This is a genomic window from Sodalis sp. RH16, from assembly GCF_047324245.1.
GTDB classification, from domain to species: domain Bacteria; phylum Pseudomonadota; class Gammaproteobacteria; order Enterobacterales; family Enterobacteriaceae; genus Acerihabitans; species Acerihabitans ligni.
Genome location: NZ_CP178737.1, coordinates 1,506,516 through 1,531,142, shown reverse-complemented (window position 1 = coordinate 1,531,142; position 24,627 = coordinate 1,506,516). Strand labels below are relative to the sequence as shown.

Genomic DNA, 24,627 nt, shown 5'->3' with positions numbered 1-24,627 from the left:
TCTCAGTTCGTATTCCTTTGCTGCCTTCTGCCTCAATGTCTGAGTAATACTCTGAGCGGAAGTTCTGCCGGCAGTGATGGTAGGCTTTCTATTCTTGTTGCCCAAAAGGAATAATATTTCAGAAAATGGACGGTACTATTTTCCATAGCAGCGGAAGGTTGTTTTACGAAATTATTGACCCCATAACTGAAAATGCTCAACGATTGGCTATTTGAATCTACTATTTGTTGATGTTTTTTTTAAATATTATCTCTTCGTGTAATTGATAAAAAATAAAGTGCCGTTGGTTGATGAAACCCAAGGGTATTAATTGTAGGTGTTTAACCGTTCTGGCCGATATCTCATTAATAGCTCAATCAAAAGCATGCTCATTCACGCATCAACCCGCCAACTGACGGATGATTAATATGAATTCGGCAATTATTCGCTCTCATCCAAGATGAGACAGGTTTCCATGTTTATTATGGGGGATTATTATCACTTGATATTTTTCATCTGAGCTTTATATACTCTGCGTACTCCTCCCCCAAGGAAAAATTATTTCCGACCTGGCACGATCATAGTTTTACATGGATATGTATGAATGAGGTGTCATATGTCTTATTTTAATTATTCTAAGTTTAAATATCGGTATGGTTCCTTTAATTGTGGTCATCCCGGGTAAGTAAATAATGTGTGATAATTTCTTTTCCAATAAATTTATAAGGCTGGTTTATGGCTGACAGTTTTCAACACGAAGTACCAAAAGCGCGAATCAATATAAAATTGGATCTCCATACCGGCGGAGCCAGAAAAAACGTTGAACTGCCCTTAAAGCTCTTGGTTATGGGGGACTATAGCAATGGCCGCGAACAGCGTCCGTTGTCCGAACGTAGCAAACTGCCCATTGATAAAAATAATTTCAACAGCGTACTGGCTGATTTACAGCCAAACCTGACGATTTCCGTGCCCGACGCGCTGGCTGACGATAATGCCGAGACGGCGGTAGCCCTCTCATTCCGGCATATGAAAGATTTTGAACCTGAACAGGTGGCGCGCCAGATTCCGCAGCTGCGAGCCCTATTGGCGATGCGCAACCTGCTGAGGGATCTTAAATCCAATTTGCTGGATAACGCCGCTTTTCGCCGGGAATTGGAATACATCCTGAAGGATGAGGCATTAAGCCAAGAACTGCGTATGGATTTGGCCGCCCTGGTCCCGCCAGTCAATTGATCCGTCACGGAAAAGAAGGAACTGCATTTATGTCGTTACAGGAAAACAACGTTCGTGATCACGCAACCACTGAGGTACAAAACAACGCTGCCGAGGGGGCGAAAAGTGTCTATGCGGCTCTGTTTGAGAAAATCAATCTTACCCCGGTAACCTCCGTTACCGCTATCGAGTCGTTTCAGAACAGCGATGCCCTTTCTGATGTCTCCACCGATGAAAGGGTAACGGCGGCGGTTCGGGTGTTTATGGACTTGCTCGGACAGTCGCGACAAAGGGTGGAGCGGCTGGATAAAACGCTTTTGGACAGCCATATCGCCGCGCTGGATAACCAAATCAGCCGGCAATTGGACCAGGTCATGCATCATCCGGATTTCCAGCGCCTCGAATCCACCTGGCGCGGAGTGAAGTCCCTGATTGATCAGACCGATTTTCGCCATAACGTGCGAATTGAGCTGCTGGATATCAGTAAAGATCATCTTGTGCAGGATTTTGACGATGCGCCGGAAATCGCCCAAAGCGGTCTCTACGCCATCACCTACACCCACGAGTATGATACGCCGGGCGGGGAGCCCATTGCCGCCGCCATTTCAAACTACGAGTTCGATCGCGGTCCGCGGGATATCGCCTTGCTGCGTAACATATCCAAAGTGGCCGCCGCCGCCCATATGCCGTTTATCGGCTCCGTCGGGCCGGCCTTTTTCGGTAAAGAGACCATGGAAGACGTGGCCGCCATTAAAGATATCGGCAATTATTTCGACCGCGCCGAATACCTGAAATGGAAGGCTTTCCGCGACAGCGACGATGCCCGCTATATCGGTCTGACCTTGCCGCGCGTGCTGGGCCGGCTGCCCTACGGCCCTGATACCGTTCCTGTGCGTAGCTTCAACTACATTGAGCAGGTAAAAGGACCGGATCACGATCGCTACCTGTGGACCAATGCATCTTTCGCCTTTGCCGCCAACATGGTGAAAAGCTTTATCAAAAACGGCTGGTGCGTGCAAATCCGCGGGCCACAGGCAGGTGGGGCGGTGACCGACCTGCCTATCCACCTTTATGATCTCGGCACGGGCAATCAGGTCAAGATCCCCTCGGAAGTCATGATCCCGGAAACCAGGGAGTTCGAGTTCGCCAACCTGGGCTTTATCCCGTTGTCTTATTATAAAAATCGAGACTATGCCTGTTTTTTCTCCGCCAATTCGGTGCAGAAACCGGCGTTATACGACAGTCAGACCGCTACGGCCAACAGCCGCATCAATTCCCGCCTGCCCTATATCTTCCTGTTGTCGCGTATCGCTCATTACCTGAAGCTTATCCAGCGTGAAAATATCGGTACCACCAAAGATCGCCGCCTGTTGGAGCTGGAGCTGAATAACTGGATCCGCGGCCTGGTGACGGAAATGACCGATCCGGGGGACGATTTACAGGCGTCGCATCCTCTGCGCGACGCAAAGGTGACGGTTGAAGATATTGATGACAACCCGGGTTTCTTTCGCGTCAAACTCTATGCGGTGCCCCATTTCCAGGTGGAAGGGATGGATGTGAATCTTTCACTGGTATCTCAAATGCCGCGGGCCAAGGTTTGAGAGGGACAACAACCCCCATGAAAATTTACCGGCCTCTTTGGATCGAAGGCGCTTTTCTGGCGCCTCAGCAATTTCAGCAGCAGGCGCGTTGGGAAGCTTTTCACCGGAGCTGCCTTGACCGACTGAGCGTGCGATATCCCTGGGGCGTACTGGCCGCCCGGTTCGATACCGACGCGCTGCGGCTGAACCGGCTAAAAGCGGAGTATCTTCATGTTCGCATGGCCGATGGGAGTTTGATCGACACCGATCGCTGCGATACGTTGCCTCCCCCATGCGATATTGCCCAGGTTCTTCCCGCCGATGTTCGCCGGGTGGAAGTTTTGCTGGCATTGCCGCTGGAACACGCCAACGGCGGTAACTGCCGGCGGCAAGAGGAGGAAAAAGGGCATCCGGTCCGTTACCGCCAGGAGTGGGCGGAGGTACAGGATGTATTAGGCAATGAAAGCGAATCCATCGCGGTGGAACGCTATGAACTCTCGCTGCGTTTTGATTTCGACAAAAACGGCGAATATCTGACCTGCCCGGTGGCGCGTCTGTTACGTGACGGGCGCGGCAACTGGGAATTGGATCGACAGTTTATTCCGCCGTTATTATCGTTTGGCGCCGGTGATGAGATGTACCGCGCGTTAGGCCTGCTGATGGGCCAGCTACAGGCCAAGCGCCGACGCTTGATGGGGATGCGCCGGGAAAGCAACCAGAGGATGGCGGATTTCGCCGTGGCGGATGTTTCGCTGTTCTGGCTGCTTAATGCCCTCAATTCCAGCGAGCCGGTGCTGGCTGATTTACTCAGAGACCCGGCGGTTCATCCGGAACTGCTGTATCGCGAACTGATAAAACTGGCCGGTGCGCTGCTGACGTTTTCCCTTGACCAGGATATCGATGCGATCCCTCCTTATGACCATGAACGCTTGGAGACGGTTTTTCCACCGCTGTTCGGCCTTATCGGAACCTTACTGGAGGCCAGTCTGCCCTCGCGGGTACTGACGCTGGCGCTTGAGAGCATCGGCCCCAACTATTGGAAGGCACCGCTGAATGATGTTCGCCTGCGCGAAGAAGCGGATTTTTATCTCTCGGTACGCTCCAGTGTGCCCGCCCATAGGTTACAAAGCCAGTTTCCCGCGCTGTGCAAAATCGGGGCGCCGGACGATGTGCACGAGCTGGTTAACACCGCTCTGAACGGAGTCCCCCTGGTTTGCCTGAGCCAAGTGCCTGCCGCGATACCTTTGCGTCTTGAAAATCAATACTTTGCCATGGATCTGAGCCATTCCGCGGCTCAAGCCATGCTGGCCGCCGGCTGTTGTTATCTTTATGTGCCGGGCTCGTTGCCTGATATACAACTCGAACTTTTTGCGGTGCTGCGCGCATGAAAACAACGCTTTCCATCGATAACCTGCTGTGCGAAACCTTCCTGACGGTGATCCAGCTGCGCAACGGGGCGGCCGCCGAGCAGGGCGAAAAACTCTATCAGCAGTGCCAGGGACAGGTTGAAGAGGTCCGTCGGCAATTGCTCCTGGCGGACTATTCCGACGAGAGCATCGATCATATTACCTATGCGCAATGCGCTTTGCTGGATGAAACCGTATTAGGCCGCGGTTTGGGCAATGACATCCCTGACGATGGACATCAGATATGGCTGGCAAAACCGCTGCAGGCTCACTTTTTCAATACTCTTCAAGCCGGCGAGCGTTTATTTGAGCGGATAAGGACGGTACTGAACCAGCCCGCGCCCGATGAAACGGTTTTGATCTGTTTTCACCGCATCCTGGTGCTGGGGTTTCAGGGCCGCTATCGTAACCAGCCGCAAGGGCCGCGAGATCAATTGATAGCCGTTCTGGAGACCAAAATCCCTGCCCTTGAAACAACGCCGGCATCGGTATTGCTCAGCCCGGACGCTGACAGTCTTTATCAATTTTTCGGCAGGCGCTCTTTATGGTTTTGGGGCGGTATCGCCATCTTTTCAGTGGCCGGGCTTTGGTGGGGGCTGCACCATCATCTTCACATGCTGCTGACAGAACTGCTGCCGGAATCTCAATAAAATGCCAATCATGACGGTGCGCATGAAACGCGGATTATGGCTGCTTATTGGCGGTTTAACGCTGATGTTATGTCTGGGTGTCCTGCCTTGGGGAATGACGGCGCGATTCTTCAGCGGGGCGCTAACGCTGTCGGCCGTGGCGGGAGCCTGGATAATTTGCGGGCGGAAGGCATTTCCCGTCTCCGCCGAATATCAACATCTGCTGGCGGCATTGCCCGGTGAATGCTCCACGCCCATAGTGCTGGTCTGCGGCGACAGCGACGATCTGGATAGACTATTTGGCCCGGCATTGGTGCGTGAAATCCCCCACGGCTGCTACCTGCGGCTTGGCGCGGCCAAAGAGCTGGCCAGATTGACGCCTGTCCTCCTGGCGCAGCGTCCGGCTTGGAGGCGGCAACTGGCCGCAATGTTTTTTTTGTCTCCGCAGTCGCATACAGATCAGGGCGTCCTCCGGACGATTTTGCGCGGCTGGCATCATGAATTGGCGGGGATGTCCCGCAATATCGGCCACAGGCCGCCGGCAATGATATGCCTGTTCCTCAACGGCAAAGACGGCCCCTGGTATTTCTGCCCGACAGAGGGAGCCCTCGGCATAATCGGCGAGCTGGCAGCGTCCGGGCAGGAAACAGAGGACGGATTGTCCATAAAAAGCGGCGGGGAGCCTATCCATCACTTGCCCCAGATTATAGAAGCACAGGCCCTGTTGGCCTGGTACCGCGATACGCTGATGGCGGAAAAACCCGCCGACAAATATGGCTGCCCACCTCGAGTCCAATCGGATCTGGCGGTGCGCTTTACGTCAATGCCCGTCTTGAGCGGCAATGTCTGGCAACGCCATCTTGCGGCCCGGACACTGTTGCGGCCCGTGTCTTTTTCTTCCGCAAGGGAAACATCGTTACCTTTCCCCGATCCCCTGCTATGGATGCTGCCTCGGCCACAAGGGCCGACCGCCTGCCGGCGGGCGATGGCTTGGGGTATGGCGGTGCTGACCGGATATTGTCTTGCCGCGCTTTGCATCGTGGCCTGGAACAACCAGCGCCTGTTGATCCGCGTTGCCGCCGATTTGCAACGTTATCATAACATTCCCCCGTCGGCCCATGGCCCCAAGGCGTCAGCCCTGACGGTACTGGTTAACGATGCCAAGGAACTGGAGCTTTACCATCGGCAGGGAACACCGCTGCGCCTTGGATTGGGCTTGTATTCCGGCACCAGTCTTTACGCCGGGCTGCTGGCGGCCATTGACGGTTACATGCCGCCCCTATTTGTATCGGATGCACCGCAACCCCATGCGCCGGGTCCGCAAACCCTCAATCTTAACAGCCTGTCGTTATTCAATGCCGGCAGCGCCAGTCTTAAACCCGAGGCCACCAAGGTGCTGGTGGCCGCCTTGATGGATATCAAGGCGCAGCCGGGATGGCTGATAGTCGTCGCCGGCCATACCGACGACACCGGCAGCCACCGGCGCAATCAGGATTTGTCATTGGCTCGCGCCGAAGCGGTGCGTGATTGGCTGCGCACCATGGGCAATATTCCGTCCGGCTGTTTTGCGGTACAGGGCCACGGTTCCGCCCGGCCCATTGCCGGTAATGACACCGTGGCCGGGCGTGCGGCCAACCGCCGGGTCGACATCAGACTGATACCGGAGCCGGGGGCATGTCAACCCGTGGCCGGGATTCAGGCACCACCTCTTCGCCAATGAAGGCGATATTCATCAATAACAGGAGTTAACCCATGGCAATTCCCGCATATCTCTGGCTGAAAGACGACGGCGGCGCAGACATCAAAGGGTCTGTAAACGTTCAGGGTCGCGAAGGCAGTATAGAAATGACGGCTCTGGAACATAGCCTCTATATCCCCACGGATAATAACACCGGCAAGCTGACCGGCACCCGCATCCATACCCCCCTGGTTTTCACCAAGGAAGTGGATGCGTCAAGTCCCTACCTTTATAAAGCCGTCACCTCCGGCCAGACGCTTAAATCGGCGGAAATCAAATGGTACAAAATCGATGATGCCGGACAGGAAGTAGAGTACTTCAACACCCGGCTGGAAAACGTCAAGGTCGTGAAGGTCGCCCCGCTGATGCATGACATCAAAGATCCGGCCAAGGAGAGACACAACCACCTGGAGCAGGTGGAATTCCGCTACGAGAAAATAATCTGGACCCATAAAGACGGCAACATTATTCATTCCGATTCCTGGAACGAACGGGCTTCCGCCTGATAACCCGGTTCGCAGGCGGAAGCCCGCCTGCGGCCTTAGTGGCGTTATCTGAGCGGCGTCCGGAACGCTCTTCAGCTAAGACCATACACAACGCTTTCCTCACCGGACCGGGACACGGGCCGTGCGGTAGCTATCGCCTTCAAGGCCACTGAGACGAGACCTGACAATATGGACAACCATTGTGCCCCGTTATTGCGCCGACTGAACCCTTATTGCGCCGAAGCCTTAGCCGCCGCGGCCTCCTTATGCCAAACGCGGGCCCACGGGGAAATTACCGTCGAACATTGGCTGCTCAAACTGCTTGAGCAGGGAGACGGGGATATCACGGTGATCGCCCGCCGCTATGAGTGGGATATGGATGACCTGTGGCAGGGGCTGTTATCACAGCTTGAAAAGCTGCCCCGCAGCATCCAGAGTAAACCGCAGCTTTCCAATGCGTTGCAGAGGTTAATCAAATCGGCCTGGCTTGAGGCCTCGCTGCAAGAGAACATTGAGCAAATACGCTCGGTGCATTTACTGTTTGCATTGATATCCACGCCTTCGTTGCTGCAAACCAAAACGCCCTGGCTGCTGCCCGGCCTGGGCGATGCCCAGCTCAGCCGTCTGCTGCCGCTGCTGGATATGCAATCGGATGAACGGCCACAGTGTCCACAGCCGGACATTGCGTCCATGCTGTCTTCATCGCTGCCCACAGATCTCCCTTCGGTATCCCAGACACAACAGATATTGGACAAGTTCACGCTGGATTTAACCGCCAAAGCCCGTGCCGGGCAGCTTGACCCGGTATTAGGGCGCGACGCGGAAATCCGGCAGATGATCGATATCCTGTCGCGGCGACGCAAAAACAATCCGATTCTGGTGGGAGAGCCCGGCGTGGGTAAAACCGCGCTGGTTGAAGGTCTGGCACTGCGCATTATCAGCGGCGAGGTGACGGATAGCCTGAAATCCGTCAGCGTACGTACGCTGGATCTAGGTCTGCTTCAGGCTGGCGCGGGGGTAAAAGGAGAATTTGAACAGCGTTTGAAAAACATCATCGAGGCCGTACAAAATGCCCCCAGCCCGGTACTGCTGTTTATCGACGAAGCCCATACCCTGATCGGCGCCGGTAACCAGGCGGGCGGCGCCGATGCCGCCAATCTGCTGAAGCCCGCGCTGGCCCGCGGCGAGCTTCGCACCATCGCCGCCACCACCTGGGGGGAATATAAACACTATTTCGAACGTGACGCCGCCTTGGAACGGCGTTTTCAAATGGTGAAAGTGGCCGAACCGGACGATGACACCGCCTGCCTGATGCTGCGCGGGCTCAAAGAGCGCTATGCCGTCCATCACGGCGTGCATATCCAGGACGACGCGATACGGGCCGCCGTCGCCTTATCCCGCCGTTATCTCACCGGACGGCAATTGCCCGACAAGGCCGTAGACCTGCTTGATACCGCCGGGGCGCGGGCACACATGAGCCTGAATACCCGGCCGGATAAACTCATGGAATTGCAAAATCAGATTACCGCGCTGGATATGGAACGGGAGTCACTGCTACAGGATTCAGCCACCGGATTTACCTCCGGCACGGATCGGCTGCTTGACATCGATATCCGCCGTGAAAAGCTGCACGAAAAGCTCAATGCCGTCCAAGAACGCTATCAACAAGAGAAAGAGCTGACGAAACAGCTACTGGCCGCCAGGGGGAATAACATCCTCGACGGCCATGTCGACGCTTTACAGCAAAAGCTGGCGCTGTTGCAGGGTAATTCGCCAATGATATCGCCGGATGTAAATGTACGTATGGTGGCCTCGGTGGTGGCGGATTGGACCGGGATCCCCCTCGGCAGTCTGTTGAAAGATGAACAGGTCAATTTGCTGGGACTGGAAAACACGCTGTCGCAAAGGATCATCGGTCAACATCGCGCTATTGAGTCCCTGGCGCAACGGCTGCGGGTGGCAAAAACCGGGTTGACGCCTGAAAACTGTCCTTTAGGCGTATTCCTGCTGGTTGGATCGAGCGGCACCGGCAAAACAGAAACCGCGCTGGCGTTGGCCGATGCGCTTTTTGGCGGAAACCGTTCCTTGATAACCATTAATCTTTCCGAATATCAAGAGCCTCACACCGTTTCCCAGCTCAAGGGATCGCCGCCGGGCTACGTCGGGTATGGCCAAGGCGGCGTGCTCACCGAGGCGGTACGTAAACGTCCTTACAGCGTCGTGCTGCTGGATGAGGTGGAGAAAGCCCACCCTGACGTACTCAATCTGTTCTATCAGGTATTTGATCGGGGCGTGATGAGGGACGGCGAGGGACGGGAGATCGATTTTCGCAATACCGTCATCATGATGACCGCCAATCTCGGCAGCGATAGGCTGATGGCTGCGCTGGAACAGCAGCCGGATGCACCGGATAGCACATTGCACGAACTGCTGCGCCCCATTTTGCGCGATCGTTTTCAACCCGCCCTGCTGTCGCGTTTCCAAACCCTGATATACCGTTCGCTCGATGCCGCCGCCATGAAGCGCATTGTCCACATCAAATTGCAACAGGTAATCCGGCGCCTGCACCAGCATTACGGTTTGCGCTGCGAATACACCGACAGCCTGCCGGAGGCGCTGGCAGCCGCCTGCCTGTTGCCGGACAGCGGGGCGCGCAATATCGATAGCCTGCTGAACCAACAAATTTTACCGGTGCTGAGCCAGCAACTTTTGCAGCGTCACGCCGAGTTGCGCAAACCGCTCGGCTTGAAACTGGACTACAGCATAGATGAAGGCATTACCCTGGACTTTAGCCACGAGGAGCGCAAGCCATGTTAAACGCCGCTAATATTCTGCCGTTCGAGCATCGCCAGCATAAGCTCCTGGTGTGGGACAATAAAACGCCTCTGGATGTGCTGGCGTTTACCGGCGAAGAGCATCTCAGCCGCCCGTTTCGCTACCGTATCGAACTCACCAGTCCGGCAAAGGATATTCCTTCAACCCAAATGCTGATGCGGGATGCCACTTTTACCCTCAATGCAACGCCTGCCGTATTGCCGGAGTTCGGACTGCCGGCGCCGGCTGCGGCCCCGTTACGCTCGATCCACGGCGTGGTTGCCGGATTTAAACGCCTCTCCGCCTCCAGGGACGAAAGCCGCTATGAAGTTACCTTGGTCCCGCGCCTCGCTCTGCTGAGGAACAGCCTGCAGCACCGCATTTACCAGCATTTATCCGTACCGGAAATTGTGGAGAAGGTATTGCGCGACCGCCACTGCTTTAAGGGCCAGGACTTTTTATTCACCTTGGTCCGCGTTTACCCGAAACGCGAACTGGTGATGCAATACGGCGAGGACGATTTGACCTTTATCAGTCGTCTGCTGGCCGAAGTGGGGATCTGGTTTCTCTTCACCGCCGACCCGCGGCTCAACATCGACGTGGTGGAATTTTATGACGACCAGCGCCACTATCGGTCCGGTTCGCTTCTGCCGCTACGTAACCCCTCGGGCCTGGATGCCGGCGGGGCTTCCTGCGTCTGGGACTTGCAAACGGCGTACCGGGTGGTGGCGGGCCGGGTCAGTACCCGCGACTACAACTATCGCGATGCTTCGGCGCTTATGGACGGTGAGGCGGATGTGACCCGCGGGGACAAGACGACCTACGGCGAAGCCTATCATTATGCGGACAATTATCTCACCATCGGCGACAAACACGCGACGGACCCGGAGCCTGAAAGCGGAACGTTTTACGCCCGGCTGCGCCATGAGCGCTACCTGAACCGGCAAACCAAACTGAAAGGTTTTACCAGCTCCGCCATACTGGCTCCCGGCCAGGAACTCAAGGTCCGGGGTGAGAATGCGCCGGGTGTATTCCAGGAAGGCGCGGTGATAACCGGCATCCGCAGCCGTGCGGCGCGAGACAGGGGTCTTGAGGTGGAGTTTACCGCCATCCCCTATTCGGAAATCGTCTGTTTCCGCCCCGAGCCGACGGCGAAGCCGGTAATGGCCGGCACCTTGCCGGCCCGGGTAACCAGCACGCGCGTAAATGACACCTACAGCCATATCGACAGTGACGGACGCTACCGGGTGTCGTTCGATTTCGATCGTGATGAATGGCAACCCGGCTTTGAGAGCCTGTGGCTGCGTCAGGCGCGGCCCTATGCCGGCGATACCTATGGATTGCATACGCCTCTGCTGGCGGGCACCGAAGTGGCGATAGCCTTCGAACAGGGCAATCCTGACAAACCCTATATCGCCTATGCCCTGCATGATTCCAAAACCCCGGATCTCGTCACGCTGCAGAACTACAAGCGCAACGTGCTGCGCACGCCGGCAAACAACAAACTGCGACTGGACGACACGCGGGATCGGGAGCATATCAAGCTCAGCACCGAGTATGGCGGCAAAACCCAGCTTAATCTGGGGCATCTGGTGGACAGCGGCAAGCAGCCCCGCGGCGAGGGGTTTGAGATTCGAACCGACCTGCACGGGGCACTACGGGCGGCTAAGGGCATCTTCATCAGCGCCGATGCGCAGCCGAAGGCCAATGGAAATCAGCTGGATATGCAGGCGGCCATTGAGCAGTTAGATAGGGCATTATCTATCGTTAAAACATTGTCTCAGGCGTCAGAACTCGCTAAAGCCGAGCTGGCTGAAGAATCAGGACAACAGCGATTAAATTCAGCATTACATCAACTGGCCAAAGCCGGGCTTGTGGTCCATGCCCCCCATGGCACTGCGGTGCTTAGCCCGGAAAATGTACAGCTTTCATCAGGGCAAGGCTCGGTGTCGCTGACGGCGGGAAAGAATGCTGATATCAGCGTACTGAAAACATTTATGGTCGCGGCGGGTGAGGCAGTTAGCCTGTTCGCTAAAAATAAGGGAATGAAGCTCTTTGCTAATCGCGGCAAAGTCGATATCCAAGCACAAAATGATGCGCTCTCCGTTTTAGCGGGAAAAAATATCGATATTGCAAGCGTGGAAGGTAAGGTGCAGATCACCGCCCAAGATGAATTATTGCTGAATTGCGGGAATGCGTATATTCGAATGAAAGGCGGAAACATTGAATTGGGTTGCCCGAATAATATTTTATTGAAATCAACCTGTGTACAAAAAATGAATGCCGCCAGCTACAGTGCGCCGACGGTTACGTTGCCTTCAGGCTTTAGCGAGTTCTTTATCGCGAAGGATGAAACAACAGGGGAAGTACTGCCGAATAGACGCTATCGCATAACAACCGCTGAAGGAAAGGTATTTGAGGGCGTCACTGATATGGAGGGAAAAACAATGGAAATTACGACGTCATCTCCGGAAAAGATAAGCATTGAATTTTCATGATTTTGACGATTATTCGTTAACCAAAGATCATTGCGGCACAATGACTATAATAAGGCGTCGTCTGTTTTTATGCCGCCACGGAAATATTCGATATCCACAGCAATAATATGAAAGATAATCAACAACCACACAATCAACAAAACGAAGAAAAGTCAGTAGTGACCAGTTCAGGAAATACGGCACCTTTTGCAAAAGGCATACCGGTGTCATGTTCGGCGATGCCGAAAAGAAAAATAACCTTGACGCTGGGGGTGTTTTTTGACGGCACCGGGAATAATGCGTTTAACTCGACTCTGCGTCAAAAGAACTGCTCTGCGGAATCTGTAGGTTATAATGATAGTGAGGCTCAAGGAATTTTAAATGCCTGCGAGGCAGATCGTTTTGGCCTGCGAGGGAATATAGCGAGAGCCAGTTATGATGGTTCTTATACCAATGTTCATAGGTTATATAATTTATACCGTGATGATAGTGATCCGCAATTTTCAACGCTGGCTGATAACCTACAAATAAGTTTTTATGTTGAAGGCATAGGTACTAGTAACGGAGTCGCCGACTCTAGTGTTGGTATGGCAACCGGAAGAAGCAGCACCGGAATTATCGCTAAAACAGATCGGGCGATTGAGGAAATTAATAAGTCTTTGTCAAATTATCTAAAAAATTTTGATGGTTTGGAAATAGAAAAACTGCAGTTTGATATTTTTGGTTTTAGCCGAGGAGCCGCCGCCGCGCGTCATTTTTCTAATAGAATTAGAACACAAGATACTAAATTATTTTCTGCATTATCAACTAACTTTCAAAGCGCTGATATTTCTTTGCCGACCCATGCTAATCACTCTATACGTTTTCTGGGTTTATTTGATACTGTGTCCGCTGTTGCCACGCCTGTTCCGAGCAGCGCGGATACAGGTGATGTTAATATTTATCTTCCGGTGGGAATAGCAAAAAGAGTCTTTCACATCACCGCAGAGCATGAGTTTCGGCATAACTTTTCATTAAACAGCGTGAAACCAGGTTATCCGGAACTCCCATTGCCAGGCGCGCACAGCGATATTGGCGGCGGCTATCATCCCATGGAATCAGAAGACTACTTTATAAGCCGTCCAGAGTACAATACGGTTCCAGTATCCATGGAAAATAAGTCTACGCGCGTCTATAAAAGGGCAGAGCAAGAAAAACAGACGCGGCTTGCCGATCCAATATGGGGACCGATGTTACAAAAAGCGGAAACCTGGATTCAACTTTGGGATGAGCCGGTACCTTCTGAAAAGCAATCGGGAAGGTTGAAATATGTTGGCGCGGCCATACGCATGCAGCGCAATGTGTCCAATGGTTGGTCATTAGCCATATTGCGGGTGATGCTTGATGCGGCCGAAGAGGCGGGATGTGAATTTGACAAATCGGAAATGAATATTGACTATCCCGTGCCACCGGAACTTCATATTTTGATGAATAAAGCCCGTGCTCAAGGAAAGGCCATAAGGAATGGTAAAGACATTATTCCTTTCAGTTCAGATGAATTGGCTCTTTTAGCAGAAAAATATATTCATTGCTCGGCAAATTGGAAGGTTATAAAGAAAAACCTTAAAACTCAGCAAGAGATTTTCGAGGATGGCGTAAATTTTTCCGTTATATTTTTCCCAAACAGACCTACAGAGAATGGAAAAAGAAACGTTTATGACTTGCAAGGAAAACAAATATGAAATATTTATTATTAATAATAAGCTTACTTGTACTCAGCTCTTGCAAAGCCGGTAATAAAAAGCCAACTAAATCGGCATCCTCAGAATGGCCGGGAAAATGGTATTATTCAATCGTAGACCCTTATAAATTACCTGCGAAACCTTTTATGGCCAGAATGATGAATACTAAGGGCGAAGTGTTTGAATCCAGGTTGATTCTCAAAGGAGTAGGAGGTCTTAATCCGACGAGCCAAGGTAAATGGGGAGATAATGCTTTTGCCCGAATAAGCACCAATGACGCTGTTCCCGGCCTGCCTTGGATTTTCAGCATATGCTGGTTTTCGGTGGTTGAACAAAAAACCTATGAAAGCACTATCACCATTCCCAAAGAAGGAAGTGATTTAATGCAGGAAGTGGTCTTTTATTCTTTGCAGACGGGGCGTCTTATAGGTGATTATCGAGATGTGGTTTATTTCGGTCTGGCACCCGGGGGAGCGATAAAAGCTTGGCTGAGAAATCCAGGCCCTGGCGGAAAGAGAGTAGTTATTGCTGAAGGGAGCGGCGTCTCGGGCAAAGATATGAAATGGTGTTCAGAAGTTACAGGGCATGGTCTCTCGGAGAGAATCAAGGACTATATAAAGGATAAACAATTCCCCTACGGCGAATGGTAACATTTTTTTTTGTCGACATAGCGCATTTTCTGAAGAAAAAGTCATTAAAAATAAATTAAATATTAATTTTTTTATAAAAAACCTGGTTTTTTATTTATTTGAATTATAACTAAAATTTTAACACTATTAATAATATAAGGAGTGAGTATGACAAAAGGCTTTGTTTTATTAAGCGATAAAACCTCTCACGGAGGTGAAGTGATTTCTGCCTCATCCTCCATGTTAATAGACAATAAAAAAGTTGCTCTTAAAGGTGATATGATCAGTTGTCCAATATCGGACCATGGCAATAATTCTATTATCGAAGGCTCATCCGAGTGGTTCTCAGATGGCAAAGAGATTGTCGTGGACGGTTGTCGTTGTGAATGCGGCTGTGTGGTCATCTCAAGCACGCCGGGCGTCGGTTTAGGATGATACGATGGGGTGGGAGATATTCACTTTACCTGCAACAGCTTCCCCTGCTTTGACAGCATTGAAAGTGTGGGGGGGCGTGCTCATTTCAATTCCTGTTATTTGCCTGATGGGACATTTTTTTTGGCCCGTGGGTTGGACTGAAACGGGCAGCGTGACCTTTTGGCAATATACCTTCGGCATACTGCTTTTAATCTGGACGGGCTTATTTGGTTTTAAATTGCTTTTATATGGTAATAGGGTAAGTCAATATAACCAAACCAAACAAATACACAAAGACGCGTTAGCCGCCCGGCAAAGCTGGGCAAGCCGATATTTAATGGTCATAAATAGTACGGTGTATTTACCGGAGGGTTTAACCGCATCATCTTTGATTAATCCTGCCCACTCATTAGAAGTAAGGTATAATCAAGTCAACAAATTAACTCAATTTCCAGACTTGACGATTAGGAAAATAATTTTATCGTTGCTTTCTTCTGTTTCATCTACTTTAAGGAATTTACCAAATTCCTTTAAACCGTATATCACTGTTATTTCTCTAGAGGAAAAATACGACGTTCAAATCTGCGACGCTATTCGATCTGCCTTCGTTGATAGTAATGGTGAAATTCGACCTGAACAATCCATCAAGATTGTTAGAGCATTGCCCCAGACGATATTAAATGACTGGATAAAATCTTCTGAAGAAAATGTAAATATTTTGCTCGCACTCCAGTTCCCAATAATGTGCAATTGTTCCGAAATGGCGGCAATCTTTGTTTTCGTTTCTGACGACTGGGCAGATGATCATAAATTGTCGGGTAAAGCTAAAGTTTACCGCACAATGGATGCTATTAGCGATGACTTCCAATCGAAATATAGCATTATGCTTAATATGCAAAATGTGTCCAGGCTAGCCAATAAAATATGGCTTGCGGATATGAAAAGTAATGAATTCAACATGACGATCCTGCAAGAACACCGAAAATATATAATGGAATTCCTATCAGAAAATATTATAGATTTTGAAAAATTTGTTGGGAAAACGGGACCCTTGGGAGGATGGATGGCATTAGGAGTTGCTGCGGATATTGCTCAACATATGAATGAAAATCAAATAGTATTGGGGCGATGGGAAGAAAATTGGGTGGTTAATGCAATTCAATCTTCCGAGGTGGTGCATAATGATACTGCCTAATCCCTGGAAAGTGGTAGGTTCTATTCTTTTTTTTATTGCAATAGCATCTGGTCTATGGCTGAGCATTGATTATTTCGGCGATGGCATTGGCATACTCGGTCGGGCACAGAAGATAACCCTGTGGTTTATTGTTCTGACTCTCATACTTCTTATTCGCTTGATATCAATCATTGTTCCTTTATACCTTCTTAAGAAGGCTCAAAATGATGCAGAAAAAGCGGGGGTATATCCTGAGCAGGAGCAGCGACTTGCCCAGTTAAAGGCGCAAGAAAATGCGCTCCAACCTATGGTGGAAGGCCTTCGCCTGCATCACGGTCGTTTCTGGCGCCGCAAGGTGCGTATCCTGCTGGTTATCGGCGAGCCTGAACAGGTAGAGGCCATCACGCCCGGTCTTACATTGCAGCGCTGGCTGGAGGGCAACAGTACATTGCTGCTGTGGGGCGGCAGCGTACAAGCCGATCCGAATGAAGAACTGATTGCCCGGCTTCGCGCGTTGCGCCGGCGGCGTCCCCTGGACGGCATCGTCTGGGCGGTGACTGAAACCCAGGGCGCCCAGCCTAGGCACATCTATCTTGGTCTGCGCCAGCTTCTGCGTCAGGGACAGCGGTTAGGCTGGCAGGCGCCGCTCTATCTGTGGCAGGTATGCGACAGCGCCTGGGCGCAAGGAGATCGCCCTGGCGCGCCGGTGGGATGCCTGTTGCCGGCAGCCTGTACATCTGAATATTTATCCGCCCGTTTGCTTGATCTGATTGCACCGCTGCGCCGCGAGGGCATGGGTCAGGTGTTGGCGACTACCCGACATGATTTCCTGCTTCGTTTGTCACTGTATCTGGAGCGGGAGGGTATAACGTACTGGCAGCAGGCGCTGGTTCCGCTGTGGCGTGACTTCTCCTGCGCGTTGTCGCTGCGCGGCATGATGTTCAGCCTGCCGGTCAATGACAAAGCGTCCGGGACGGGGCACGGTTGGTGTTCGGATCCGGCATGGCAAGGCATTGTAAACGATAGTTCGGCCAGAGGCCGCCGCGCCGGTTTTTCGTGGGAGCGAAACGCTTTTTATGCGGTGCTGGGATTGACGCTGCTGTGGGGGGGCGGCAGCCTGCTCTCTTTTATCTCCAACCGCAGTCATATCGTTACCGCCAGGGAGCAACTGACGGCGCTGAGGGAAGACGTTCCCATCGGCGAACAATTGAAGGCGCTTCGTCAACTGGCGAATGAACTGGGGCGGTTGCAGTATCTTTCCTCGCACGGGGCGCCCTGGTATCAACGTTTTGGCTTAAATCAAAGCGGCATGTTATCGGCCGCCTTATGGCCGCGCTACGGCGCCATGAATAATCGCCTTGTCCGTGACGGCGCGGCAAAACAGTTAAGCTTCCATCTCGCTGAACTGGTTGCCCTGCCGCCGCACAGTCCGCAACGCGCCAAGCGAGCCCTGGTGGGCTACGGCCGGCTTAAAGCCTACCTGATGCTGGCGTATCCGGAAAAAGCCGATGCGGACTTTTTGACTCGAATCCTCGAAGAAAACGAACCGGTCCGTGCCGGGGTTGCTACCGGCTTATGGCGGAGCCTGTCGCCGGGGCTATGGAGTTTTTATGCCGTGAATCTGGCGGAGCACCCGGAATGGCGCATCGTGCCCGATGCTGATCTGGTGGCGCAGGTGCGCCGGCTATTGCTGGTGCAGATCGGGCAGCGTAACGCCGAGGCAACGCTTTATCAGAAGATACTGCAATCCGTGTCGAACAACTACGCCGAACTTGGCTTAATGCATATGGTAGGAGATAGGGACGCGCAGGGATTGTTCAGCTCCACCGAAGTGGTGCCGGGGGTATTTACCCGTCAAGCCTGGGAAGGACAGGTGCAGAAGGCCATTGATGAGGCCGTTGCCTCCCGCCGGGAGGAAATTGACTGGGTGCTCAGCGACGCCACACATCCGGTGACGGCCGAGGTGTCGCCGGAAGCGCTTGAAGAACGCCTTACCGAACGCTATTTTACCGATTTCAGCGGTGCCTGGCTGAATTTTCTCAATAGTCTGCGATGGAAGCAGGCGAAAAATCTGTCGGATGTGACCGACCAGCTCACCCTGATGGCCGATGTGCGTCAGTCCCCGCTGATTGCCCTGATGAACACCCTTAGCTATCAGGGGCAAACCGGACAACGGGGAGCGGCCTTGTCAGATTCGCTGGTGAAGTCCGTACAGAGCCTGCTGCATAAAGACGACCTGCCCGCCATCGACCAGCGCGCCGCGGGGTTGACCGGTCCGTTGGACGGCACATTTGGCCCGCTGCTGGCAATGATGGGAAAGGGAAGCCCGGCGGGAGTCATGACCGGCGACAGCTCTCTCAGCCTGCAAACCTTCCTGACCCGTATCACCAGGGTGCGCCTCAAACTCCAACAGGTGGCGAACTCCAATGACCCGCAGGAGATGACCCAGCTATTGGCGCAGACGGTGTTCCAAGGCAAGAGCATTGATCTGACAGACACGCAGGAATACGGCAGCCTGCTTGCCGCCAGCCTGGGGGAAGAGTGGAGCGGTTTTGGCCGGGCGGTGTTTGTCCAGCCGCTGGCCCAGGCGTGGCAGAAGGTACTGCAGCCATCCGCCGCCAGCCTGAATGTGCAGTGGCGAACGTCGATAGCGGATAATTGGGATCGGGCTTTCAATGGGCGCTACCCGTTTGCGGACACGCGCAGCGATGCGTCTCTGCCGATGCTTGGGCAATTTGTCCGCACTGAATCCGGACGCATCGAACAGTTCCTGACCCGCCAGTTAAGCGGAGTATTGCACAAGGAAGGCAATCGCTGGGTGCCGGACAAGCTGAACAGCCAAGGGCTGCATTTTAACCCGGCTTTCCTGCGGGCGGTTAACCACCTTAGTCAGCTTGCCGACATTTTATACACTAACGGCGGTATGGGCATAAGTTTCGAGCTGATGGCCAAACCGGTACGTGATGTGGTGGAAACCACCTTCAATCTCGATGGACAGAAGCTCAGGTACTTCAACCAGAAGGAAAGCTGGCAAAATTTCCATTGGCCGGGTGCTTCGGACAAACCAGGAGTGATGCTGAGCTGGAGCAGTGTGAACGCCGGCCCGCGCCTGTTCGCCGATGAACAAGGAACCTGGGGGCTTATCCGCCTGCTGGAGCAAGCCAAGGTCACGGCGCTGGATGACGGCGATACCCTTTACCGCCTGGTCTTGACCGGCCCGGATGATTTACCGCTAACCTGGAACCTGCGCACCGAACTGGCCGAAGGACCCTTGGCGCTGCTGAAGCTGCGGGGTTTTTCACTGCCGGCCCGAATATTCGATGTTGATGCCGGCGGTGGAACAATGCCACGAAATACCGCGGCCATAGGAGGAGATGGGTGATGTTGCAAACATTAATCACTACCTGTCTGGCGGAACGGAACGCGCTTGAACTGGCCCGTGGGCACATGGTCCAGTGGGAAAAATGGTTGCTGCCTCTCTCCGCTGATAACCCGGTAGGCGATGACCCGTGTTATTGCGACGATTTCCAGCGCATGCGAGAGGAGGTCAATAAAATCACCGGGGCGGATACCGGCCTCATCTGCCGGTTGGCCGAGACGCTGCTAACCACCGTCTGTAAGGACGTCCGCGTTGCTACCTATTATCTGTGGGCGCGCCTGCATGGCGACGGCGAGGCGGGGCTGGCTGACGGGCTGATGCTGCTGGCCGGACTGGTCGACCGTTTTGGCGAACGGGTGCTGCCGGCTCGTCCCAACAGCCGCAGAACGGCGTTGGAATGGCTGGCGGGCAACAAAATGCTGGATAGTCTGGCCCGCTATCCGGAAGTGGCGAAGAGCGAGCTGGTGCGCGTCGTGGCGGCGCTGGCCCTGCTGGAACACGCTGTCGGCGCATGGTCTGAGCTTGACCGGCCGGCCCTGGGGGCGCTATACGGCGCATTGGAGTTGCGTCTGGCGCAATCGGGTGGGCTGGAGGCGGTGGTGCCGCAACACAGCGCCGTGGATGGCCCCGGAATGCTTTCCTCTTCCGCCGGGCTGAAGCCGGGATTGCGTCAAGTTCAGTCGGGCCGCGACCTGCTGGAACAGGGAAAAGCGCTTTCGCGCTACCTGCGCGAACAGCCGCAAGGCTGGCTGGCAAGCCACCGCCTGATGAAAAGTCTGCGTTGGGACACGGTGCATCTTTTACCGCAGCAGGAAAAGGCCGGCAATACCCGCTTGACCCCGCCGCGCAGTGACTGTCGCGCCCAGCTTAAACGCCTGTATCTGCAGCAGAGCTGGGACGAACTGCTGGAACAGGTTGAGCGGATGTATGCGGAGGGCGTTAACCACTTTTGGCTGGATTTGCAATGGTATGCCTGCCAGGCATTGAGCAAGCAGGGGCAGCCGTTCTCCGGTTGGGCGGATCTCGTCAAGCAGGATCTCGGGATGTTGCTGGCGCGCTTGCCCGGGCTGGAAAATCTGAGCTGGAATGACGGCACGCCGTTTGCCGACGATGTGACTCGCGGTTGGATAGCCCAGCAGGTCAGCGGGAGTGCCGAGCATTGGGCGCCCGTAACCTCAGTAATGGCGCCGGCGGATGGCAATGACATTCTGGCCTTGGAAAGCGAGGCCCTGGCCCAGGCGGACAGCGACGGAGTGGACGCCGCATTGGCATGGCTGGCGGCCCGGCCCGGCACTCAAACGGTTCGCCAACGCTGGTTATTGCGTTTATTGATGGCGAGGGTGGCCGAGCAGTACGGCAAAAATGACCTGGCTCTGCATCTGTTGGGAGAGCTCAACACTACCTCCGCCGGTTTGCCGTTAGCTGATTGGGAGCCGGAGCTGAGCTTTGAAGTCAAAGCGCGGCTGCTGAAACTTATGAGGTTGAAAGCTCAGCGCAACGATGCCGACAAGACGGCGCTGGCGCGGCGGATGGAAGCCCTATTGGCTGCGCTGGTGGCTATCGATCCGGTGCGGGCCGCCATCCTTTGCTCGTGATTTCTTTCAAATCCGATTTTTATATCGCCCTCTTTTAATGAGAATTTTCCCCATGGATGATTTGACCCTGCGTTATTTTGACGCCGAAATGCGCTATCTGCATGAGGCGGGCAAGGAGTTCGCCGAAGCGCACCCTGACCGGGCGGCGATGCTCAACCTCGACAAGGTCGGCGCGCGCGATCCCTATGTAGAGCGCCTGTTTGAGGGATTTGCCTTCCTGATGGGGCGGCTGCGTGAAAAGCTTGATGATGATCTGCCCGAGCTGACCGAAGGGCTGGTGAGCCTGCTGTGGCCGCACTATCTACGCACCATACCGTCGCTGTCCATCGTTGAATTGACGCCAGACCGGCGCCTGATGAAGCACAGTGAGACCGTCGGCCGCGGGTTCGAGGTGATGTCCAGGCCCATGGGGCCTCAGGGGACACGCTGCCGCTACACCACCACCCAGGACATGACGTTAACCCCGCTGTCTGTGGAATCGGCCGGCGTTGTTACCGAACCGGACGGCCGCTCTGTCATCCGGCTGCGGTTCGGCTGCGGCGAACTGGCGGATTGGAGCCAAACTGACCTGCGCCGCCTGCCGTTATACCTCAATGCCGACAGCACGGTGGCCTGCGCGCTGCATCGGGCGCTAACGCTGAAAACCCAGGGGATGTACATTCGGCTGCCCGGCGACACGGACCGCCGGCCGCTGGAAGGCTTTTTTTCGCCGCTGGGGTTTGGCGACCGGGATCGGCTGTGGCCGAAAGGGGACTGTGCCTTCAGCGGCTACCAATTGTTGCTTGAATACTTCACGTTCCGGGAAAAATTCATGTTCGTGGCGTTGCACGGACTGGAGTACATCGTTTTAACGCAGGGAATGCCCTGGTTTGAGCTGGACGTGGTGCTTAGCGAGCAATGGCGCCATGACTTGCGGATCGATACCACAAGTATCCGCCTGCACTGCGTGCCGGTGATAAACCTGTTTCCCCTCGAGGCCGATCCGTTGACGCTTTCTCCGTTGGCAACCGATTATCTGCTGCGGCCCATGCGCATGCAGGACGGCCATACTGAAATCTATTCAGTGGACAGCGTGATTTCCTCCAAACACAGCGGACATCAAGAATACGTACCGTTCAGCAGCTTTCGCCACAAGGGTGGCATGCTGCGTGCGCAGGCGCCGGAGCGCTATTTCCATTCCCGCGTCAAACGCGGCGCCAGCGGTATACACGATACCTGGCTGATTTTGGGCGGCGAGGCGTTCGACACCGACAAACTCAGCGCCAATGAGTGTCTGTCTCTGACATTGACCGGCACTAACGGACAACTGCCCCGCAAGGCGTTGCAAAGCACTCTGCTGGATACGGTAGTGCAATCCACGCAAACGGGCCTCGCCGTGCGCAATCTGTGCGCGCCCACCCATCCTTGTTATCCTCCGAACCGGGATCGCTTCCACTGGCGGGTATTGAGTCATCTGGGATCGAATTTCCTGTCGATGATGGACAATGCTGAAGTGCTGCGGGGCACGCTGGCGCTTTATGACTGGACGGAAGATGAACTCAACCGCCGTCGCCTGGCCGCCATAGTCGAGGTGAAACACCATTTGGCACAACGATTCGAAAAAGGCTTCCTGCTGCGAGGCGTCGACATCGAAATCACTCTTGATAGCAACGGTTTTGCCGGCGAAGGGGATATCAGCCTGTTCGGCGAGATGCTCAGCCGTTTCTTTGCGCTGTACGCTGATGTCCATCTCTTTACCCGGCTAACGCTAAATCTTCAACCCTTGGGAACATGTTTGCGATGGAAAGAGAACCACAGTCAGCGGGTGCCCGGCTGAGGGCTACCCGGCTGGTTGAAGCGATGGCCGATCGGATGGCTGAGGTGGGTGTATACCGTTTTTGCCAACTGGTGGAACTGGCAGTGCCGGATAGCCTTCCTTTGGGCAGTACCGCCGACCCGGCAAACGATCCGGTGCGTTTCAGGCCTCATCCCGGCATGGGGTTTCCGGTCAGCGAATTGAAAGCCATCGAGACCGATGGAGAACGCCCCGGACGCCCGGCCACGGTACGAACCTCCTTTCTCGGATTGTACGGCGTGGATTCGCCGTTACCGACGCCGTACCTGGATGATATCACCCGCCAGCGGGAAGGGCATGAGGCCCTTGAAGCCTTCCTCGATATCTTTAACCACCGCATCTTTACTCAATTTTACCGTATCTGGCGCAAGTATTCCTATCCGGCCACGTTTGCCGCCGGCGGCACGGATGCCATCTCCCAATGTCTGCTGGGGCTAATTGGCCTGGGGATACCGGGGACGGCAGCTCATATCGCCACACCGATGTCGCGATTTCTGGCGCTGCTTGGCCTGATGCGTCTGCCGACCCGCACCGCGGAAGGAATGGTAGCGCTGGTAGCCCTGCTGGCACCCGATACTGTCGCTTCGGTGACACCTCACTGGCCGCAAAAAATCACCCTGACTCCCGCGGCGGCCCTGGATAAAACCCGTAGGGTAAATCTAAGTCAACGGGTGGTGCTTGGCGGCTCGGGGTGGGATGTCAACAGCCAACTGTTACTGACGTTAGCAACGGAAAATCCCAATGAGGCGCGGGACTGGTTGCCGGGCGGCCCCTTGCAGCGGGATTTTCTGGTTTTGCTGAGGGTTTATCTGGGCTGGCGTTGTTCGATCCGTTTAAAGCTGAGGCTGTCCAGCTGCTGTTTACCGGCGCCGGTACTGGGCGGAAAACAGGTGCAATTGGGGTTAACCGGCGTACTTGGACTGAGGCCCGCCGAACCCTCGTCGGCTATACCTGCTGCCATCACCATCGGCCTGGGGCGCTATCAGGGATTACAGCCGAATACCGTTGCAATGGAGTGTCAGAATGTCCGTTATCGCTTTTAAAACGCCGCTTGTATTAACCTTTATCATTTCTTCGCTGAGCGGCTGCGGTCTGACGCAAAGCGTGGTGGACGGCACCGGTTCCGTCGCTAAAGCCATTTTCTACAAACAAATCAAGACGCTGTATCTGGATTTCAGCGCTCGGGCGTCATTGAATACTGATGAAACGGATATGACTGCCCTGTCGGTACCGACTATGGTACGGGTCTATCAGCTTCGCGACGGTAGCAAGGTAGATAAAGCGACCTACCAACGCCTGCTGACCGATGGTGAAACCTTGCTGCGGGAAGATCTTTTGTCTTGGCGGGAAGTGGTGGTGAAGCCGGGCGAAGGCGCACAGCTCAATATGCCAATGGAAAAAGAGGCGAAGTGTGTGGCGGTGGTAGGGTTGTTCCGCTCGCCGGATACGGTAAAGAACACCTGGCGGATTATTATCCCCCGTGAGCAGTTGGATCCGGATAGCCCACGCGTGATTGAACTGGGGGAGAATACCCTGAGCCTGAAAGCGCCGAAGGAGTAAA

At 54.1% G+C, this 24,627-nt stretch carries 17 protein-coding genes; all 17 read left to right on the top strand.

All coding sequences use genetic code 11. The features are described 5' to 3' along the window. Positions 1-714: 714 nt before the first annotated feature. The 17 genes from tssB (at position 715) to tssJ (ending at position 24,626) form a co-directional block, all read left to right on the top strand. On the top strand, positions 715-1,212 hold the full coding sequence (gene tssB / locus ACL2XJ_RS06915; protein ID WP_413726059.1) for a type VI secretion system contractile sheath small subunit: 498 nt from the start codon (positions 715-717) through the stop codon (positions 1,210-1,212). 29 nt (positions 1,213-1,241) lie between these two features. After that, positions 1,242-2,792 (top strand): type VI secretion system contractile sheath large subunit, encoded by a 1,551-nt coding sequence (gene tssC, locus ACL2XJ_RS06910; protein WP_203524096.1) that lies wholly within the window; start codon positions 1,242-1,244, stop codon positions 2,790-2,792. A gap of 17 nt (positions 2,793-2,809) precedes the next feature. Next, positions 2,810-4,159, top strand: a complete 1,350-nt coding sequence (tssK, locus tag ACL2XJ_RS06905) for a type VI secretion system baseplate subunit TssK (RefSeq protein ID WP_413726058.1) — start codon at positions 2,810-2,812, stop codon at positions 4,157-4,159. Continuing rightward, complete coding sequence (gene tssL, locus ACL2XJ_RS06900; RefSeq protein WP_203524094.1) at positions 4,156-4,827, top strand: type VI secretion system protein TssL, short form; 672 nt, start codon at positions 4,156-4,158, stop codon at positions 4,825-4,827. Before tssK ends, tssL begins: the two co-directional genes overlap by 4 nt. Before the next feature lies 1 nt (position 4,828). After that, positions 4,829-6,526 (top strand): OmpA family protein, encoded by a 1,698-nt coding sequence (locus ACL2XJ_RS06895; protein ID WP_413726057.1) that lies wholly within the window; start codon positions 4,829-4,831, stop codon positions 6,524-6,526. Positions 6,527-6,558: 32 nt separating this feature from the next. Further along, positions 6,559-7,050, top strand: a complete 492-nt coding sequence (locus ACL2XJ_RS06890) for an Hcp family type VI secretion system effector (RefSeq protein ID WP_132924354.1) — start codon at positions 6,559-6,561, stop codon at positions 7,048-7,050. 168 nt (positions 7,051-7,218) lie between these two features. Beyond that, complete coding sequence (gene tssH, locus ACL2XJ_RS06885; RefSeq protein ID WP_413726056.1) at positions 7,219-9,846, top strand: type VI secretion system ATPase TssH; 2,628 nt, start codon at positions 7,219-7,221, stop codon at positions 9,844-9,846. Beyond that, complete coding sequence (locus tag ACL2XJ_RS06880; RefSeq protein WP_413726055.1) at positions 9,840-12,341, top strand: type VI secretion system Vgr family protein; 2,502 nt, start codon at positions 9,840-9,842, stop codon at positions 12,339-12,341. The genes tssH and ACL2XJ_RS06880 overlap by 7 nt, the downstream gene beginning before the upstream one ends. A 107-nt stretch (positions 12,342-12,448) precedes the next feature. Further along, positions 12,449-14,041: a T6SS phospholipase effector Tle1-like catalytic domain-containing protein gene (locus ACL2XJ_RS06875; protein WP_413726054.1), complete on the top strand. Its 1,593-nt coding sequence runs from the start codon at positions 12,449-12,451 to the stop codon at positions 14,039-14,041. Further along, positions 14,038-14,691 carry a DUF2931 family protein gene (locus ACL2XJ_RS06870; RefSeq protein WP_413726053.1) on the top strand — a complete coding sequence of 218 codons (654 nt, stop codon included), beginning with the start codon at positions 14,038-14,040 and terminating at the stop codon, positions 14,689-14,691. The genes ACL2XJ_RS06875 and ACL2XJ_RS06870 overlap by 4 nt, the downstream gene beginning before the upstream one ends. A gap of 147 nt (positions 14,692-14,838) precedes the next feature. Next, positions 14,839-15,105 (top strand): PAAR domain-containing protein, encoded by a 267-nt coding sequence (locus ACL2XJ_RS06865; protein ID WP_413726052.1) that lies wholly within the window; start codon positions 14,839-14,841, stop codon positions 15,103-15,105. Positions 15,106-15,109: 4 nt separating this feature from the next. Beyond that, a complete protein-coding gene (locus ACL2XJ_RS06860) occupies positions 15,110-16,279 on the top strand; it encodes a hypothetical protein (protein WP_413726051.1) in 1,170 nt (389 codons plus the stop codon). 286 nt (positions 16,280-16,565) lie between these two features. Then, the gene (locus ACL2XJ_RS06855; RefSeq protein ID WP_413726050.1) at positions 16,566-19,640 is read left to right on the top strand and encodes an ImcF-related family protein; all 3,075 of its coding nucleotides are present in this window, start codon (positions 16,566-16,568) and stop codon (positions 19,638-19,640) included. After that, positions 19,640-21,232, top strand: coding sequence for a type VI secretion system protein TssA (gene tssA, locus ACL2XJ_RS06850; protein ID WP_413726049.1), 1,593 nt, complete (start codon positions 19,640-19,642; stop codon positions 21,230-21,232). Before ACL2XJ_RS06855 ends, tssA begins: the two co-directional genes overlap by 1 nt. Before the next feature lie 52 nt (positions 21,233-21,284). Beyond that, positions 21,285-23,048, top strand: coding sequence for a type VI secretion system baseplate subunit TssF (tssF, locus tag ACL2XJ_RS06845; protein ID WP_413726048.1), 1,764 nt, complete (start codon positions 21,285-21,287; stop codon positions 23,046-23,048). Continuing rightward, entirely contained in the window at positions 23,012-24,109 is a 1,098-nt protein-coding gene (gene tssG, locus ACL2XJ_RS06840) for a type VI secretion system baseplate subunit TssG (RefSeq protein ID WP_413726047.1), read from the top strand. Before tssF ends, tssG begins: the two co-directional genes overlap by 37 nt. Continuing rightward, positions 24,090-24,626, top strand: coding sequence for a type VI secretion system lipoprotein TssJ (tssJ, locus tag ACL2XJ_RS06835; RefSeq protein ID WP_413726046.1), 537 nt, complete (start codon positions 24,090-24,092; stop codon positions 24,624-24,626). Before tssG ends, tssJ begins: the two co-directional genes overlap by 20 nt. Position 24,627 lies beyond the last annotated feature (1 nt).

Coding starts and splice junctions, on each gene's coding strand:
- tssH (WP_413726056.1), top strand. CDS start 7,219: ATGGACAACCATTGTGCCCCGTTATTGCGCCGACTGAACCCTTATTGC.
- ACL2XJ_RS06895 (WP_413726057.1), top strand. CDS start 4,829: ATGCCAATCATGACGGTGCGCATGAAACGCGGATTATGGCTGCTTATT.
- ACL2XJ_RS06890 (WP_132924354.1), top strand. CDS start 6,559: ATGGCAATTCCCGCATATCTCTGGCTGAAAGACGACGGCGGCGCAGAC.
- tssJ (WP_413726046.1), top strand. CDS start 24,090: ATGTCCGTTATCGCTTTTAAAACGCCGCTTGTATTAACCTTTATCATT.
- tssG (WP_413726047.1), top strand. CDS start 23,012: ATGGAAAGAGAACCACAGTCAGCGGGTGCCCGGCTGAGGGCTACCCGG.
- tssA (WP_413726049.1), top strand. CDS start 19,640: ATGTTGCAAACATTAATCACTACCTGTCTGGCGGAACGGAACGCGCTT.
- tssK (WP_413726058.1), top strand. CDS start 2,810: ATGAAAATTTACCGGCCTCTTTGGATCGAAGGCGCTTTTCTGGCGCCT.
- tssL (WP_203524094.1), top strand. CDS start 4,156: ATGAAAACAACGCTTTCCATCGATAACCTGCTGTGCGAAACCTTCCTG.
- tssF (WP_413726048.1), top strand. CDS start 21,285: ATGGATGATTTGACCCTGCGTTATTTTGACGCCGAAATGCGCTATCTG.
- ACL2XJ_RS06865 (WP_413726052.1), top strand. CDS start 14,839: ATGACAAAAGGCTTTGTTTTATTAAGCGATAAAACCTCTCACGGAGGT.
- ACL2XJ_RS06875 (WP_413726054.1), top strand. CDS start 12,449: ATGAAAGATAATCAACAACCACACAATCAACAAAACGAAGAAAAGTCA.
- tssB (WP_413726059.1), top strand. CDS start 715: ATGGCTGACAGTTTTCAACACGAAGTACCAAAAGCGCGAATCAATATA.
- ACL2XJ_RS06880 (WP_413726055.1), top strand. CDS start 9,840: ATGTTAAACGCCGCTAATATTCTGCCGTTCGAGCATCGCCAGCATAAG.
- ACL2XJ_RS06870 (WP_413726053.1), top strand. CDS start 14,038: ATGAAATATTTATTATTAATAATAAGCTTACTTGTACTCAGCTCTTGC.
- ACL2XJ_RS06855 (WP_413726050.1), top strand. CDS start 16,566: ATGGTGGAAGGCCTTCGCCTGCATCACGGTCGTTTCTGGCGCCGCAAG.
- tssC (WP_203524096.1), top strand. CDS start 1,242: ATGTCGTTACAGGAAAACAACGTTCGTGATCACGCAACCACTGAGGTA.
- ACL2XJ_RS06860 (WP_413726051.1), top strand. CDS start 15,110: ATGGGGTGGGAGATATTCACTTTACCTGCAACAGCTTCCCCTGCTTTG.